The sequence below is a fragment of the Pontibacter sp. HJ8 genome (assembly GCF_054824225.1).
On record NZ_JSYF01000063.1, the window covers coordinates 1 to 15,025 of the forward strand.

Consider the following 15,025-nt stretch of genomic DNA (forward strand, 5'->3'; position numbering starts at 1 on the left):
GGGTGTGATCGAGCGCGAGTCGCTGGGCGGCATCTGCCTGAACTGGGGTTGCATCCCGACCAAAGCATTGCTGAAAAGCGCAAATGTGTTTGAATATATTAACCATGCGGCAGACTATGGCATTACGATCGGAGAAGCCTCTGTAGATTTTAACGCGGTGATCAAGCGTAGCCGTGGCGTGGCCGATGGCATGAGCAAAGGCATCCAGTTTTTGTTCCGCAAGAACAAGATCGACGCGATTATGGGCAACGGCAAAGTGGTAGCCAAAGGCAAGATTGAAGTGACCGGCGCGGATGGCAAAAAAGATACGGTGGAAGCCGACAACATCATCCTGGCAACAGGAGCCCGTTCCCGTGAGCTGCCTAACCTGCCGATCGACGGTAAAAAGATCATCGGGTACCGCCAGGCGATGGCATTGGACAAAATGCCGGCATCGATGGTCGTGGTAGGTTCCGGTGCGATCGGGGTGGAGTTTGCTTATTTCTACAATTCCATGGGTACGAAAGTAACGGTGGTAGAATACATGCCTAACATTGTGCCTGTAGAGGACGAGGAAGTATCGAAGCAGCTGGAGAAATCTTTCAAGAAAGCCGGTATCAGCATCATGACGAACGCTTCGGTGGAGTCTGTGGATACAAGCGGTGAGATCAGCAAAGTAAAAGTAAAAACAGCCAAAGGCGAAGAAACCCTCGAAGCAGAAGTAGTACTTTCGGCGGTGGGCATCCAGACAAACCTGGAGAACATCGGCATCGAGGAACTAGGCATAAAAGTAGACAAAGGCCGTGTGCTGGTAGATGAGTACTACAAAACAAACGTAGACGGCATCTTCGCGATCGGCGACATCGTGCCGGGCCCTGCGCTGGCGCACGTAGCGTCTGCCGAGGGTATCATTTGCGTGGAGGCGATTGCAGGTCATCATCCGGAGCCGCTCAACTATGGCAACATACCTGGCTGTACCTACTGCTCTCCGGAGATCGCATCGGTTGGTATGACAGAAAAAGCTGCCCGTGAGCAAGGTATAGAGATCAAAGTGGGCAAATTCCCGTTCTCAGCGTCTGGTAAGGCCAGCGCCGCCGGTGCCAAGGACGGATTTGTGAAAGTGATCTTTGACGCCAAGTACGGCGAGTTCCTGGGCGCGCACATGATCGGAGCCAACGTAACCGAAATGATCTCTGAAATCGTGGTAGCCCGCAAACTGGAGACGACCGGCATGGAGATCATCAAAGCCGTGCACCCGCACCCGACCATGAGCGAAGCGACCATGGAAGCGGCTGCAGCTGCTTATGGCGAAGTGATCCACCTGTAAGGTATAAAGAAGTGATATCGCAAAAGGCCTGGCCGGAATACGGTCAGGCCTTTTGTGTATCTGGTGCTGTACTATGGCTGCAGCAGGTATAGCTTACCCTGTACTAAACTAGCTATACCTGCCTGAGGAATCCTGTATGATGATTTTCTGTCATTTTTTGCCTATATTGTTGGCAATATCAAATTTGAATAGAACGTTTCTCCGAAACACTTGCTAAGATTTTAAGTATTTATTCGTTGATAGGTATAAGTACGCTATAAGCGGCGGCTGCTATGAACTTATAGAAGGCTGAATTCCTTTAATACTATTGCCAAACCCAATTCACCTTTTTGGTATTTCAGCCTCTACGCGTGAGTTTCAAATAAATTTTACACATCACCTGAGTCAAATGAAGCTGAAAGGCAAAGTCAAATTCGTCAATAAAGATAAAAGTCTCTTCTTCCCGACGCTCCGCAAGCGGGTGGATGCTTACTTTAGCGAAAACAATATCCCCAGAACGGCTAATACGACCATGGTAGTGAAAAGCATTGTGCTGCTGCTCTCGTATGTGTTGCCCTTTCTGGCGCTTTTAGCTTTTCAGCCGGCTTGGCCGCTGAGTTTGCTGCTTTGGTTTGTGATGGGGCTAGGCGTGGCCGGCATAGGCATGAGTGTGATGCACGATGCCAACCATGGGGCTTTTTCAAACAGCAAACGAGTGAATTCACTGATGGGGCATACCCTGAACCTGGTAGGCGGCTCGGCTTTTAACTGGAAGCTGCAGCACAACATCCTTCACCATACCTATACCAATGTCGTGGACATGGACGAGGACATACAGGACAGACTGGTGCTGCGTTTCTCGCCGCACACCAAGGTGAAATTCTTCCACCAGCTGCAGTGGGTGTATGCGTTCGTTTTTTACGGCTTGCTAACCCTGTACTGGGTCGTAGCGAAGGATTTTGTGCAGTATAGTCTCTTTTTGAAGAACGGAGTCAATACCAATACGCCTTCGCAAAACAGAAGCTGGTTCCTCAAACTCATCACGATGAAGGTGCTGTACTTCTCCATTGTACTCGCGGTACCGACCGTGTTCTTCGGCATCCCTTTCGTGGAAGTATTGCTCGGTTTCCTGCTGATGCACTTTGTGGCGGGCATTATCCTGACAGTGGTGTTCCAGCTGGCACACACGGTAGAGGGCACAAGTCACCCGAGACCGGATGAGCACGGCAACATCGAGAACGATTGGGCGATACATCAAATGAACACAACGGTTAATTTTTCGCGCAAAAGCAAGCTGATCTCCTGGTACGTGGGCGGGCTGAATTTCCAGATCGAGCACCACCTGTTTCCGCGGGTATGCCATGTGCATTACCCGGCCATCGCCGATATCGTGAAAGAAACAGCCGCCGAATTCAACATTCCTTACCTCGAAAATGAAACTTTTGGACAGGCCGTGCGCTCGCACATTGCCACACTTCACCGCTTTGGCAGGTTGCCCAGCCTAAATGAAGCCATCGGCTGATCCCTATGTTGGCGAGAGCGGACGTTTATAAAATGTTTTTGCTGTCTGAAATCAAAAGTATCCGGGAGCTTATTGTACTGCAATTCCCTGCTATATTTGCACCCGATTTGTGCCTGCGCAACCTGTCAGCGTGGTCCGAGGGCCTCTGTTTGTGCTGACATGGAAGTGGAGGAAAGCAGGCCGTGACCAAACCTTAGCAGGACGGAAAGGTTAACATAGCATTCGCTCACTTCGTAGAAACTGTCTCCGATCGAGTGAACCCGTTTTTAAATAATATCAAGAATACTAAATGAAGCTTAAAGGCAAAGTAAAATTCGTTAACAAAGACAAAAGCCTGTTTTTTCCAACGCTCCGCAAACGTGTAGACGCCTACTTTACAGAAAACAAGCTGCCCAAATCCGGCAGCTCCCAGATACTCACCAAAAGCATTGTATTGCTCCTGCTTTACCTGGTGCCCTTTGCAGTGCTGCTTGCACTAACCCCAGGTATAGGAGTTAGCCTGATCCTTTGGTTTGTGATGGGGATAGGGGTAGCCGGTGTAGCCATGAGCGTGATGCACGATGCCAACCACGGCGCTTTCTCTAAAAGTAAGACACTGAACTACCTGATGGCGCATTCCGTGAACCTGCTGGGGGCTTCAGCCTTTAACTGGAAGCTGCAGCACAATATCCTTCACCATACCTATACCAATGTGGTGGAGATGGACGAAGACATCGATGACATGGTCGTTCTGCGTTTTTCGCCGCATACGAATGTAAAGTTTTTCCATAAAATACAATGGGCCTATGCCCTGTTCTTTTACGGATTGCTTACGCTGTATTGGGTGACAATCAAGGATTTCGTACAGTTCTTCCGGTATATCCGGAATGGTGTAAATGCAAATTCGAAAGCGCAGAACAGGGTAGCTTTCCTGAAGATCGTGGCATTCAAAATATTGTATTTCTTTTCAATACTCGTAGCGCCGACACTTTTGTTCGGTATACCCTTCCTGGAAGTGCTGCTGGGCTTTCTGCTAATGCACTTCGTGGCCGGTATCATACTTTCTACGGTGTTCCAGCTGGCGCATACCGTGGAAGGGACAAGCCATCCGCTGCCCCTGGAAGGCGGGATCATCGAGAACGACTGGGCTATTCACCAGCTGAATACAACCGCTAATTTCGCCCGTAAAAGCAAGCTGCTCTCCTGGTATGTAGGTGGGCTGAATTTCCAGATCGAGCACCACCTGTTTCCCGCGTATCTGCCATGTGCATTACCCGGCCATCGCTGACATCGTAAAAGAAACAGCCGCCGAATTCAACATTCCATACCTGGAGAGCAGGACCTTTATGCAGGCAGTCCGGTCACATCTGAATACCCTGCACCGGTTTGGCAGGTTGCGACTTCCCAACCTCAATGAGGTAATGGCCTAGCCAGTCCTGTAATATTGCACCTGAGGCGGCGGAAAGTAAACTTTCCGCCGTTTTTGATGCCGGAATGCAGGCAAGTAGGAGGTTGCGCAGCTGCCCTATACCTTTGTACCCTGCACGGCTTTAATTATACCTGACACTGCCATGACATTCAAAGAGCTATACCTGATCGGGCCGATCCTGGAGGCGCTGGAAACAGAAGGCTATACTTCGCCGACGCCTATTCAGATCCAGGCTATACCTGCCATCCTGCAGAACCGCGACCTGTTGGGCTGCGCCCAGACGGGCACCGGAAAGACAGCAGCCTTTGCCCTGCCGATCCTGCAATTGCTACACCAGCAACCTGCCCCGGAACCCAAAACCATCCGGGCTCTTATCCTGACCCCTACGCGTGAGCTGGCCAGCCAGGTCGGCGACAGCATAGCGGCTTATGGCAGGTATACCGGGCTGCGCCATGTGGTGGTGTATGGCGGTGTGCCGTACAGTATACAGACGGACCTGCTGCAGGCGGGAGTGGATATCCTGGTGGCGACGCCGGGACGTCTCCTCGATCTGCTGGACCAGGGCTTCATCCACCTGCAACATCTGCAACTACTGGTGCTCGATGAGGCCGACCGCATGCTGGACATGGGCTTTCTGCAGGACATCAGGCGCCTCCTCAAAGAGATCCCGGCGCAGCGGCAAACACTGTTCTTCTCGGCTACCATGCCGCCTGAAATCGTGAAACTTTCCAAAAGCCTGCTGGCAGATCCGGTTAGGGTAGAGGTGACGCCGGTTTCGTCTGCGGCGGGTTCGATCCGGCAGGAAGTGTACTATGTGAAGAAAGCCAACAAGATGAACCTGCTCCTGCACATGTTACAGGCTGACACCATCAGGCGCGCCCTCATTTTTACACGCACCAAAGAGGCGGCCGATCAGGTGGCAAAAGAACTGGTTGCAGCCGGTATACCTGCCCAGGCCCTTCATGCCGACAAAAGCCAGAAAGCACGGGAGAGCGCGCTGGATGGTTTTAAGAACAGCCATACCCGCGTGCTGGTAGCGACCGATGTGGCGGCACGCGGCATTGATGTCGAAGAGCTGTCGCACGTGATCAACTACGAGCTGCCATTTGAGCCCGAGACCTACGTACACCGCATCGGCCGCACCGGAAGAGCGGGAGCTGCAGGTATAGCGATCTCCTTTTGCGGCGCCAGTGAAACTCCGTTGCTTATTGCCATTCAGCAACTCACGGGCAAAGCCATACCTGTGGTTGACCGGCACCCATACCCGCTCACTGCCCAGGATTTTATGGAGGCTACTACAGCATCTGCCGGCAACAACCGCAAAAGCTCTTCGGGAAGAGGCGGCAAAGGAAAACGAGGCGGAAGAGGGAAGAGGTAGTTGTCTTGTCAGCTACGAAGCGGAATAAAACAATCAGAGTTTCGGCAGTAATCTGGAAATGCTGCCGAAACTTTGATTGTTTTATGAAACCAAAATTCAATGGTAAGCGGTAAGAAACTTTAGTTTAAAATAACGCCGGCAACACTAACGGCAGTGTATCATCCTCCTCAGTGCCCGGTTCATCATAACCAATCAGGTCTACATGCACAATGTACTGCGCCACGCCTTCGGCATTGGGCTGGGAGAACTGAGAGATAAACCGGTCAAGGTTCATGTCCATCGTGAATGTGAAAGGATGTTCGGGAATGTTCTTTAACTCCCAGTATTCCAGCTTTCCGGGATTGCCGGGGCACCAGTTGGCCCTGTCCGTCGAATAAGTACCGGCCTGCGGGTAGTTGGTCGCACAACTTTGAAAGATGGTCCCCTTGTATTGTTGTGCCCCGTTAACAATCAGGTAATAATAGTTCTCATCAAATTCAGCAGAGTTTTTAGTCTGATAATTAGGCCGGTCGGGAAATTTCCCCTGGTCGTGACCGTGGCCGGTTATGGAGATGCGTAGCGCCAGCGATTTTACTTTTTTAGGGATTTCAATGGTGCGTGGTCCCATTCGTTCTACGTCTTCAATGCTATAGCCCGACACGCCATAAGCAAACCCACGATACCCTGAATTGCCGTTGGTTTCGCTGTCGTAGATGCGCTGCAGCAGCACGGTTTTCTTTTCGGGTTGTCCTTTGATAAAATCAAAATTCAACGATACGGTATGATAACGGGTAGCGGTGGCATCAAAGCCACCATAGTATATTTTCAGGTCTGCAGTATCCCTCAGGTAGGGCAGATAGTCGGTAACGTCAAATACAAATTCTTTTTTAAAATTTCTATCCAGCAAACCGCCATAAGGAGTAAATGCTCTTGCAAGCTCGAAAAACTGGTCCCCAATTTTGAGCGAAACAATGGTGGTGTTATCCCAGTCACTGCATCCGCCATCGGCACAGCCCATTACATAGCGCAGCAAAACTTTTTTAAAAGGGCCATCTTTCTTTTTGGGAAACACCACAGGGATTATTTTGTCGTTAGACATGCCCCATCCATAAAATTGCAGCTTGTGCGGGCCGGTGGTAACAGTTATCCTTTCGCCTTTGTCGAGTAGGGACAGGTCCTGACTGTCCAGGATTGCTTGTTGTGCAGATTGCTGGAGCTGTAATTCATCGTTCAGGCTTTTCTCGCACGATTGCAGCATAATGGCGAAAGCCAGGGTCAGGAGAAGTAGTGATTGTCGCATCATAGATTTCGAGTTTTTGGTGATTATTATGGTTTGTAATGAATTTCCTTGAATTTTCAACCAGCTCAACCATCTCCCGCTATTTGTGCTATCTTATTTCTTAAAACCAGCTTTGTCTCATCAACTGAAAGACGCGAACCTGTTAAGGTTGCTGCTTATAGGTATTAAGATTTTTTCCTCACTCTTCTTCCGCTTGGGTGATTTGTGTACCACTACTTAAGTAAATTTGTTATATTTTTTTATACCACAGATTATTACGGTAATTTTCTCAAGGGCTGAAAGCGAACTGAAATGGCGCCAGAGAGGCCTTTAAGGGCAGTGCGAGTACTAGAATGAAGCCAGTCCGATTACCGTTGTATGTTATGCTTAGCTCCTTCTATTGAGACCGGTTTCTGTATTTGCTAGTTCATTATTCCCAGGGGCAGGGGAGATACGAGTATTAAGTTTTTCAGAGTTAGGTAATAGATCCCGGCTTTATCCAAAGAGCCAAGGGTTCGCCCGTTTAAAAGGCAGTAGAATCCTCCGGGGCCTGATAAAAATTTTAGCCCTTTTTTTGAGAAACAGCCGAGCCGAATCCGTACTGAGTGAAGCTGAAAACAGGTGACCGCATCGGACAAGATTTACAGCGAACGTTCACCCGAAAAAACATAAATTGCGTTTGCTTTCAAAAGCATTTCGCCTGACAACTACGTCAGGTAACACTTGGGAAAGACAATGCTACCAGTAGAAGGAATTACCTTAAAAAATACATTATCCACCACATGACCAGTATAGCGATTACGCCCTGCACTACCTCCGATATTCCGCGGCTACGGGATATCGCCATCCGCGCTTACGATGACCACTATACCTACTTATGGCACGATGCCGGTGCCTGGTACAAAGACCGTTGTTTCAGTGAGGAGGCCCTGCGCGCCGAACTTGAAGATCCGAACTCCGCCTTTTACCTGATCCATTACAAGGACGAACCGGTCGGTTTTATGAAGCTCAACATAGACAAGGCGCTGGAGGATTATACCCGGAAGGAGTGCCTGGAACTGGAGCGCATCTACCTGCTTCACCAGGCCTCCGGTATAGGGATTGGCAAATGGGCCGTAGACTTTGCCGTGCAGTACGCACTCGAAAAAGGAAAGCGCATCGTCTGGCTCAAAGCAATGGACAGCAGCAAGTCTGTTGACTTTTATGAGCAGAATGGATTCGTGAAATGTGGTACCTATGAACTGGACTTTGAGAAAATGAAGGAAATGTACCGCGGCATGTATGTGATGAAAAGGGAAATTTCGGATGCCGATATACAGCTCTCCTTGTAAAGCAGGTACACGTACAACTACTTGCCTGAAATCAGGTATAGGCACGCTCATGTTTTGTCTGCTGCTTTTTTCGTGCAGTACGGAGCAAACATCTGAAAGCACATTGCCAGCGAATGCCTCCCTTCCGGAGCAGGACATCCGATCCTGGGTAAAAGCCGACCTGGAATGTGAGGAGGTGAGAGGAGCAGATGAAGATGATCCGCAGGCAATCGTATACCTCCACCAGATGGAGAGCCGCCGCCTGGTCGACACGGTATATACCTGTTCGGTCATCGCCCCCGAAATGTACCGCAATTATGATATTCCCCGCTACGCACTCTCAGCCAGTGGCGGCTGGTGGGCAGGGCGGGGTAATTTTTATTATACGCTGCAGGAAGGCGATAGCCTGGTCGTGATGCACGCCGTACGGGAGCCCCAGGATAGTCTGGATTTCCAGTACAGCGTCCGGCACCGCTTCCCCATCCTGCTTCCTGCCGAATGATCAGAGAGGAGGAGTTTGCTGATCTGTTAACTCAAGAGTCTCATTACTAAGGCGTATAAGGCTGATGCTGGGAGCGAAGTAATTACTCCGTTCCCAGCATCAGCTTCGAAACTTCTTTGGAAGGAAGCACGGTCCTGCCCGACAGGTATACATCGATGGCGCGGGCGGCTTCGCGGCCATCCGATATGGCCCATACCACCAGCGATTGTCCTCTGCAGGCGTCTCCTGCCGCAAAAATGCCCGCTACATTCGTTTGCCAGTCCCGCAGTTTGAAATTGCCGTACTGGTCGAGCTCAAAATCAAAATTAGCCTGGAAAGCATCGTAGGCAGGGCGGGTATAGCCAATGGCGATCAACGCAAGGTCGCAAGGCAGCAGCCGCTCGCTTTCGGGCTTCTCGGTGTATTCCATGCTGTTTTTCCACTCCAGCTCCACCACCTTCAGGCCTTTTACAAAACCATTCTCGTCCCCCACAAATTCTTTGGTGAGCCAACCCCAGCTGCGTTCACAGCCTTCTTCGTGCGAACTCGACGTGGTATAGGTCATGGGCGTTTCCGGCCAGGGATTTTGAGGCTCTCTCGTCAGCGAAGGCATCAGGCGGTACTGCAGCTGGCTGATAGACCGGGCAAACTGACGGTTGGCAGTACCCACGCAATCGGAGCCGGTGTCGCCGCCGCCGATCACGAGTACGTGCTTGTCGCGGGCATCCGTGTCTGTAGTGGCAGGTATAGCCTGGCCGGCTACTTTGCGGTTGTGCTGCGTGAGGTAATCCATGGCAAAATGTATCCCTTTGAGGTGATTGCCCGGTATGGCCAGCGGCCTGGGTACGGTTGCTCCTATACTCAGCAGCACGGCATCGTACTTCCTGTGCAGTTTCTTCAGGGTGATGTCCTTGCCGATCTCTACGCCCAGCCTGAAACGGATACCTTCCTGCTCCAATATGGCCAGGCGCCGGTCGATCACCCACTTCTCCAGCTTAAAATCAGGTATACCGTAGCGGAGCAGACCGCCTGCCTTGTCGTCTTTTTCATACACATCAACCAGGTGACCGACCTGGTTCAACTGTGCAGCAGCGGCCAGGCCGGCAGGGCCGGAACCGACGATCGCCACCCGTTTGCCTGTTCGGGTCTGAGGCGGATTGGGTTGTACCAGGCCCAGTTCAAACGATTTCTCGGCAATGGCTTTTTCGATATGTTCTATCGCTACGGCTGGTTTGTTGATAGCCAGCACACAGCTCGACTCGCAGGGAGCCGGGCAAATGCGTCCCGTGAATTCCGGGAAATTGTTGGTGCTGTAGAGGATCTGCGCTGCGCGTTCCCACTCCCCCTCGTACACGGCATCGTTGAACTCAGGGATCAGATTGCCGAGGGGGCAGCCGTTATGACAGAAAGGCACACCGCAGTCCATGCAGCGGGAAGCCTGTTGCCGGGTTTTTTCCTCCGGAAACTCTAAGTAGAGCTCTTTGGAGTCCTGTACTCTTTCCTTCGGGTCGCGTTGTGGCGGCAGTTCACGGCCGTACTTTAAAAATCCATCTGCTTTTCCCATTACGCTATTACTTTTAAGGTTTCAGGTTCTTTTATCGCCAGTGCTTTTTTGAGGTCGTGCGGCATCACCTTCTGCAAGTACTGGTGCTGTGTCTCCCAGCCTTGCAGGAGTTTCCAGGCCAGCACACTGCCGGTATAGGTATGGTGTTCCTCCAGTTTTTGCCTGATCCAGGCCAGGTCGGCTTCATCGGGTTGTTCCAGGTCCACCATGTCCAGGTTGCATTGCTCCGGAAAGGCATTGGCAGGATCATACACATAGGCCATGCCGCCGCTCATACCTGCCGCAAAGTTTTTGCCTGTTGCACCCAGCACCAATACCTTGCCGCCCGTCATATACTCGCACCCGTGGTCGCCAATCCCTTCTACCACCGCCTCGGCCCCTGAATTGCGGACGCAGAAGCGCTCGCCGGCCAGGCCGTTGATATAGGCCGTGCCGGAAGTGGCGCCATAGAGGGCGACATTGCCCGTAATGATGTGCTCATGCGCCAGGTAACGGCTCTCCCGGAAGGGCTGTAGGATAAGTTTGCCGCCCGACAGGCCTTTGCCCAGGTAATCGTTCGCTTCGCCTACCAGCCGGAAGGTGATGCCCGGCGCGAGAAAAGCCCCAAATGTTTGCCCGGCGGAGCCGTGGAAGGTGGCATGGAAGCTGTCTTCCGGCAGCCCCATTTTGCCATACCGGCAGGATACCTCATGCGAAAGCATGGCACCGACCGAACGGTTCACGTTTTTGATCCGGTACTCCGTTCCGGCTGTTTTTCCTTTTCTGAAGTCCCGTATCAGTTGGCGGTCCAGTACATTCCGGATTTCATGGTCCTGCGAGATCTGGTGGTACGTGCCTACGTTGTGCCCGACGTATTCCTGGTGCAGGATCGGGGAGAGGTCCAGGTTCTTGAGTTTCCAGTGGTTCAGGTCCGTGCGGATCTTGAGTACCTGCGACTGGCCTATCATTTCGTTGATCGTTCTGAACCCCAAAGTTGCCATCACCTGCCGTAGCTCCATAGCCAGGAATGTGAAGAGGTTGACCACATGATCCGGATCGCCGGAAAACAGCTGCCGCAGCTCCGGGTTTTGGGTGGCTATACCTACCGGGCAGGTATTCAGGTGGCACTTGCGCATCATAATGCAGCCTTCCGCGATCAGGGCGGCTGTAGCGATGCCGTATTCTTCGGCACCGAGTAAAGCGGCCACTGCCAGATCATAACCGGTCAGGATCTTGCCGTCCGTTTGCAGGACCACCCGGCTGCGCAGGTTGTTTTTGATGAGCGTCTGGTGCGCCTCGACCAGTCCCAGTTCCCAGGGTAAGCCGGCATGGCGGATCGAACTCAGCGGACTGGCACCGGTACCCCCATCCGCACCTGAGATCATAATGGCATCGGCTTTTGCCTTGGCCACACCCGATGCAATGGTGCCCACGCCTGCTTCCGCTACCAGCTTCACATTGATGCGGGCTTTGGGATTGGCGTTTTTCAGATCGAAGATGAGTTGCTTGAGGTCTTCGATCGAATAGATGTCGTGGTGCGGCGGCGGCGAGATCAGGCCAACACCCGGTGTGGAATGGCGCACGCGGGCAATCCAGTGGTCTACCTTATGGCCGGGTAGCTGCCCGCCTTCGCCCGGCTTGGCTCCCTGCGCGATCTTGATCTGGATCTCATCGGCATTGGCCAGGTAGTGGCTCGTCACCCCAAAGCGGGCCGAGGCCACCTGCTTGATGGCGGACCGTTCGGAGTCGCCATTCGGTCTTAAGGTATAGCGGGCGTCGTCTTCGCCGCCTTCGCCGCTGTTGCTTTTGCCCCCGATGCGGTTCATGGCGATGGCCAGAGTGGTATGCGCCTCATGCGAGATAGAGCCAAAGGACATGGCGCCTGAGGTAAAGCGCTTCAGAATATTTCCGACAGGTTCTACTTCCTCCAGCGGTACGGACAGCCGTTTCTTGAATTCGAATAAATTACGCAACGTTATGGTCGCTTCCTGGTGCTTTCGCAGGGTCCGCGAATACTCTTTGTAGAGCAGGTAGTCGTTCAGGCGGGTAGACTTTTGCAGCAGGTGGATGATCTGCGGGGAGAGCAGGTGTGCTTCGCCGCTTCTGCGCCACTGGTAGTAGCCGCCTGCTTCCAGTATACCGTCCTGTCCGAAAGCCGACTGGTGCCGGATGATGCTTTCCTTCTCGAGGTCTTCGAATGTGAGTCCTTCCAGGCGGCTTACGGTCCCTTTAAAGCACTTGTGAATTACTTCCTGCCCAAAGCCCAGGCACTCAAAAATCTGGGCTCCCTGGTACGACTGCAGGGTGCTGATGCCCATTTTCGACAAAATCTTCAATAGCCCGTTGTCTACCGCCTCGGTATACTGGGCCAGGTGGTGGGAGAGGGGCAGGGCCGTGTCCAGTTTTCCCTGCGCGTGCAGCGCCCCGATCGTGTCGTACACCAGGTAAGGGTATACCGCGCTGGCGCCATAGCCAATGATGGTGGCAAAGTGATGCGTTTCCCAGGCATCTCCGGCTTCTACCACCAGGCCTGTTTTAGTACGGATGCGCTTGCGGATCAGGTGGTGATGAACGGCCCCCACCGCGAGCAAAGCAGGTATAGCCGCCCGGTGGCTTTGCACATTCCGGTTCGAGATGATGAGGATCTTCTTGCCGGCACGCACAGCCGCCTCTGCTTCGGCGCACACCCGGTCGAGCGACTTTTGCAGATCGCCTGTTTCGTACGTCGAGAAAGTGGCATCCAGCTTCTGGTAATCAAACCCTTCTGCCTGCAGGTTGATCAGCTTGTGGAAGTCCTCGTGGCTGAGCACGGGCTGCGAGATGTGGATCTGCCGGGTATGGGCAGGCGTTTCGTCCAGGATATTGAGCGATTCGCCTACCCGCGTGAACAGGGACATGACCATCCGCTCCCGGATCGGGTCGATAGGCGGGTTGCTTACCTGCGCAAAGTGTTGCTTGAAATAATTGGCTACGTGCTGGCTGTGCTGTGAAAGGACCGCCAGGGGCGTATCAGACCCCATGCTGCCTACCGGTTCTTTTCCGGTGGCGGCCATCGGCTGGATCAGCATTTTGAGGTCTTCGGAGGTATAGCCGAAGGCCTTCTGCTGTTGCCTGAGCTCCTGGGGCGTCACCGCCGGAAGACTAAAAGCAGGTGTTGGCCGAAGGCGCAGCTTGATGCGGTGCTGCTGGATCCAGTCATAATAGGGCTTGTCGCTGCACACGAGCTGCTTTATCTCTTCGTCCTGGTAGATCTTATTTTGAGTGATGTCGGCGAGCAGCATTTTGCCGGGCTGCAGGCGACCCCGCTGCACCACATCGGCCGGGTTTACCTGCAGGGCGCCTGCTTCGGAGCCCATGATCAGCTGTCCCTGGCGCGTGATGCAGTAGCGCACCGGGCGCAGGCCATTGCGGTCCAGGGTAGCGCCGATCTGGTTGCCGTCGGTAAAGAAAAGTGCCGCCGGGCCATCCCAGGGCTCCATCATGGCTGCATGGTATTTATAAAAGGCCTTGCGCGCCGGATCCATCTGGCGGTTATCCTGCCAGGCCTCCGGCACCAGCATCATCATGACATGGGGCAGCGGCCGGCCGGCCAGTGTCAGCAGCTCCACGATGGCATCGAGGTTGGCCGAGTCGGAGTTGGCCTTGTTGGTCACCGGCAGCAGCCATTGCATCTCCTCTGGCGTGAAGAAGGGCGAAGACATGAGCGCCTCCTTGGATTTCATCTTGTTCACATTGCCGCGGATGGTGTTGATCTCGCCGTTGTGTGCGATAAAGCGGAAAGGCTGTGCCAGCTTCCAGTTCGGGAACGTGTTGGTAGAGAAACGCGAATGGATAATGGCCAGCGCCGATTGGAAGCCCGGGTTGCGCAGGTCGTGGTAATAGCGCTCCAGCTGATCGGTTTTGAGCTGTCCTTTGTAGATAATGGTGCGTGCCGAAAGACTGGGAAGATAGAAGGTGCCGTTCTCTCCTTTGATCTTTTGCCGCACTTCATTCGAGACCAGGCTATGCAGCACAAAGAGCTTGCGTTCCAGTTCGAGCCCGTGCAGGGACGGGTCTTTGGGCTGCAGAAATACCTGTTCGATGTATGGCTCTACGGCTTTGGAACCGTGCCCCGGTACCTGCGCGTCGACAGGCACCAAGCGGTAGCCGAGCAGGTCAAAACCCATTTTGCGGGCACAGGCATTGAGTATTTTTCTGCACTTCTCCCTTACTTCATATACCTTCGGAAAAAAGATCATGCCCACGCCATACCTGCCCGCCTGAGGTAGTTCAACGGCAAACTCTTTCAGCTCCCGCTGGAAAAACGCGTGGGGTAACTGCACCAGGATACCGGCACCGTCTCCTGTCTCCGGATCGCTGCCGGTGGCGCCCCGATGCTCCATGTTTTTGAGCATGGTCAGGGCATCTTTTACCACCTTATGCGCCTTCTCCCCGTTCAGGTTGACGACACATCCTACTCCGCAGGAATCATGTTCAAATTCGGGTCTGTATAAGCCTTTTTGTGCTCTTTTTTCGTTGTTCATCGGCAAAAGGAATTGTTAATTTCAGGTGCACCTTGACAGTGCAGAATTCTGAATTTAGGATAATGCTTTTGCAAAAACAAAGTCTTAATCTTAGAGACTGTATGGTTCTAAAGATAAAAATTGCCAGTTTCATAAAAGTATTAATGTTGTTTTGATAATATGGCAATTATTGAGGGGTTGAAAGAAGTGGAATTGTAAGGTTAAAAAAAGCCGGCGAATTTAGATTTTTTTAGAAATCGTATGAGGGCAGGGTATGGCAGGCAAGGCGGCCCGTAAGAGGAAAAAGGCAGCGTGCGGGTAAAAAATAAGCACGGAAA

General features: G+C 52.6%; 9 protein-coding genes. 6 read left to right on the forward strand and 3 right to left on the reverse strand.

Going from position 1 to position 15,025, the window contains the following annotated elements; translation table 11 throughout:
* From lpdA to OB13_RS03785, 4 genes are all read left to right on the forward strand, one after another.
* The coding region (gene lpdA, locus OB13_RS03770; RefSeq protein WP_461488811.1) for a dihydrolipoyl dehydrogenase at positions 1–1,306 on the forward strand (1,306 nt) is incomplete at its 5' end.
* Positions 1,307–1,694: 388 nt separating this feature from the next.
* Positions 1,695–2,807: a fatty acid desaturase family protein gene (locus OB13_RS03775; protein ID WP_461488812.1), complete on the forward strand. Its 1,113-nt coding sequence runs from the start codon at positions 1,695–1,697 to the stop codon at positions 2,805–2,807.
* A 289-nt stretch (positions 2,808–3,096) separates the two neighbouring features.
* A complete protein-coding gene (locus tag OB13_RS03780; RefSeq protein WP_461488813.1) occupies positions 3,097–4,074 on the forward strand; it encodes a fatty acid desaturase family protein in 978 nt (325 codons plus the stop codon).
* A 283-nt stretch (positions 4,075–4,357) separates the two neighbouring features.
* Entirely contained in the window at positions 4,358–5,593 is a 1,236-nt protein-coding gene (locus tag OB13_RS03785; RefSeq protein WP_461488814.1) for a DEAD/DEAH box helicase, read from the forward strand.
* Between the two features lie 124 nt (positions 5,594–5,717).
* Here OB13_RS03785 and OB13_RS03790 read toward each other — a convergent pair whose 3' ends face one another.
* Positions 5,718–6,875, reverse strand: a complete 1,158-nt coding sequence (locus OB13_RS03790) for a peptide-N-glycosidase F-related protein (RefSeq protein ID WP_461488815.1) — start codon at positions 6,873–6,875, stop codon at positions 5,718–5,720.
* A gap of 758 nt (positions 6,876–7,633) precedes the next feature.
* On the opposite strand from OB13_RS03790, the gene OB13_RS03795 reads away from it, so the two are divergent.
* Positions 7,634–8,182 (forward strand): GNAT family N-acetyltransferase, encoded by a 549-nt coding sequence (locus OB13_RS03795; protein WP_461488816.1) that lies wholly within the window; start codon positions 7,634–7,636, stop codon positions 8,180–8,182.
* 103 nt (positions 8,183–8,285) lie between these two features.
* On the forward strand, positions 8,286–8,663 hold the full coding sequence (locus tag OB13_RS03800) for a hypothetical protein (RefSeq protein WP_461488817.1): 378 nt from the start codon (positions 8,286–8,288) through the stop codon (positions 8,661–8,663).
* Between the two features lie 82 nt (positions 8,664–8,745).
* On the opposite strand, the gene OB13_RS03805 is transcribed toward OB13_RS03800, so the two are convergent.
* Both OB13_RS03805 and gltB read right to left on the reverse strand, forming a co-directional pair.
* Positions 8,746–10,206, reverse strand: coding sequence for a glutamate synthase subunit beta (locus OB13_RS03805; RefSeq protein ID WP_461488818.1), 1,461 nt, complete (start codon positions 10,204–10,206; stop codon positions 8,746–8,748).
* Positions 10,206–14,708, reverse strand: coding sequence for a glutamate synthase large subunit (gene gltB / locus OB13_RS03810; RefSeq protein ID WP_461488819.1), 4,503 nt, complete (start codon positions 14,706–14,708; stop codon positions 10,206–10,208). The genes OB13_RS03805 and gltB overlap by 1 nt, the downstream gene beginning before the upstream one ends.
* Between the last annotated feature and the right edge of the window lie 317 nt (positions 14,709–15,025).